Below are 2,743 nucleotides of genomic sequence, written 5' to 3'. Positions count from 1 at the left end.
CAAGCGAAATAAAAACCGCGAGCGGGTGAGTCAGCAGAGACTATGAACTTGCAAAATCGGTCGAAACTAGGTACTAGCTTCGATTGCTACTGCGAGGGTTCCCGCCACTCACCATCCCTAACACCTGGATTCCGGCACTCCCTGCCGGAATGACAGGCTTCCACCTCACCGTCATTCCGGGTGGGACCCCGGAATCCAGTCGTCCAGGGATGGCAAGTTGAATTTCGCCACGGAAGCTTAGCCGATCCCAAGGGCCGCCTTGAGTGCCCGCCGGCGGGCGTGGAGCGTGGGCTCGGTATAGCCGTTGGGGGCCTCCAAGCCCTTGAAGATCAGATCCAGGGCGGCCTGAAAGGCGATGCCGTCAAAGCCCGGTGCCATGGGCCGATAGCGGGGATCGGCCGCGTTCTGACCGTCCACCACCTTGGCCATGCGCTTGAGGGTCTCCATCACCTGGTCCTTGTCCACGATGCTGTGGCGCAGCCAGTTGGCAACATGCTGGCTGGAGATGCGCAGGGTGGCGCGATCCTCCATGAGGCCGATGTCGCTGATATCCGGTACCTTGGAGCAGCCTATCCCCTGGTCGATCCAGCGCACGACATAGCCCAGGATGCCCTGGCAGTTGTTGTCCAACTCCTGCTGGATCTCCACCGGGGTCCAGGTCGGGTTGGCGACCACCGGGAACCGGAGGATGGTATCCAGATCGGCACGGTGACCACCGGCGGCCAGCTCCGTCTGGCGTGCCGCCACGTCCACCTGATGGTAATGCATGGCATGCAGGGTCGCCGCGGTGGGGGACGGTACCCAGGCGCAGCTCGCACCGGCCTGGGGATGGACCTGCTTGGTCCGGACCATGGCGCGCATCTCGTCTGGCATGGTCCACATGCCCTTGCCGATCTGGGCCCGCCCACGCAGACCACAGGCCAGGCCCACGTCCACATTCCAGTCCTCGTAAGCGAGCAGCCAGGGGCTGGTCTTCATATCCCCCTTGCGCAACATGGGGCCCGCCTCCATGGCGGTGTGCATCTCGTCGCCGGTACGGTCCAGGAACCCGGTATTGATGAAGATGACGCGCTCGCGGGCGACCCGGATGCATTCCTTGAGATTGACCGTGGTGCGCCGCTCCTCGTCCATGATGCCGACCTTGAGGGTGTTGCGGGCGAGACCCAGGGCATCCTCGACCCGCGCGAAGAGCTCCACCGTCAGGGCGACCTCTTCGGGGCCGTGCATCTTGGGCTTGACGATGTAGATGCTCCCAGTCCGTGAGTTCTTGTAGGTGCCGCGCCCCTGCAAGTCGTGCATGGCCGCCAGGACGGTCACCATGGCACCGAGCATGCCCTCGAACACCTCCTCGCCCGCAGCCGTGAGCACCGCGTCATTGGTCATGAGATGGCCCACGTTGCGCACCAGCATCAGGCTGCGTCCGGGCAGGGTGAGCCTGGAGCCGTCCGGCGCCGTAAAGTCGCGGTCCGCCTCCAGCGTCCGCTCGATGGATTTGCCGCCCTTTTGGAAGCTCGCCTTGAGGTCGCCCTTCATGAGGCCCAGCCAATTGCGGTAGACCGCCACCTTATCCTGGGTGTCCACGGCGGCGACCGAGTCCTCGCAATCCTGGATCGTGGTCACGGCCGCCTCCAGGACCACGTCCTTCACCCCCGCGGGGCTGTCCTTGCCGACCGGGTGGGTGGGGTCGATTTGGATTTCGATGTGCAGACCATGGTGGACCAACAGGACCGCTTCGAGGCGCCCCTTGCCCTCCCGATAGCCGGCGAAGGCGCCGGGGTCCGCGAGCGAGGTCTCACCGCCTCCCGCCAGGGTGACCACCAGTCGGCCCTCGACTACCCGGTAACCGGTGACCTCCGCGTAACGGCCTTTGGCGAGGGGGACCGCCTGGTCGAGAAAGCCGTTGGCATACTCGATCACCTTGGCGCCGCGCACCGGGTTATAGGCGCTGCCGCGCTCCGCACCACCATCCTCGGGCAGGACATCGGTCCCATAGAGGGCGTCGTACAGGCTGCCCCAGCGGGCATTGGCGGCGTTCAGGGCATACCGGGGGATGCTTACGGGGACCACCAGCTGGGGGCCCGCGATCCGGGCGATTTCCGCATCGACACGTTCGGTGCCGATTGCGAAGTCTTCACCTTCGGGGACCAAATAGCCGATCTCCTCCAGAAAGGCCCGGTAGGCCGCGGGGTCCGCGGCCGGCCCTGGATGCTGCCGGTGCCACTCGTCAATGCGGGCCTGGAGTGCATCGCGCTTGGCCAAGAGCTCCCGGTTGCGGGGCGTGAGCTCGCGCACGATCTCCCCGAAAGCGGTCCAGAACCGATCCGGATCCACCCCGGTGCCGGGGGCGATCTCTTCTTTCACCAGGTCATAGAGGGGTTTGGCGACGCGCAGGCCGCCCACATCGATGCGTTCGATCATAGTGTTGTCCGTTTTGTACAAGAGTCATCAACCACCTGCATAGCAGGCAGCTTGAAGGAAGCCCCCGACAGGGGCTATGAAGGGCCGTTGAGATTCATCGTTCAGGAATATTTCCGGTCAGGAGCCGGAACTATTATCGCCGGAAATATCAATCGTCGGAAATGCCCTCGGAGCCGTTGGGCATGCCGCCGTCCCCGGCGGCTTTGCTCAACCTACGAGCTGCGCCCCCTCTCCCGCCGAGGGTATCAGCTGGCTCCCCACGCTCCAGCGTGGGAGCAGACCTGGTCCCGACGGAGGAGGGATCTGACGCTCCAGCGTCGATTAA

At 64.6% G+C, this 2,743-nt stretch carries 1 protein-coding gene; it reads right to left on the bottom strand.

The window, feature by feature from the left end:
* Nucleotides 1–237: 237 nt before the first annotated feature.
* Complete coding sequence (locus BQ17_RS18175; RefSeq protein WP_089729538.1) at nucleotides 238–2,418, bottom strand: malate synthase G; 2,181 nt, start codon at nucleotides 2,416–2,418, stop codon at nucleotides 238–240.
* Nucleotides 2,419–2,743: the final 325 nt, after the last annotated feature.

The organism is Candidatus Thiosymbion oneisti (genome assembly GCF_900092655.1).
GTDB classification, from domain to species: domain Bacteria; phylum Pseudomonadota; class Gammaproteobacteria; order Chromatiales; family Chromatiaceae; genus Thiosymbion; species Thiosymbion oneisti.
The sequence above is the reverse complement of the archived record's forward strand: the minus strand, read 5'-3'. Positions and strand labels throughout refer to the sequence as shown.

Excerpts from the sequence above, each read along its gene's own strand:
- BQ17_RS18175 (WP_089729538.1), bottom strand. The coding sequence starts at position 2,418 with ATGATCGAACGCATCGATGTGGGCGGCCTGCGCGTCGCCAAACCCCTC.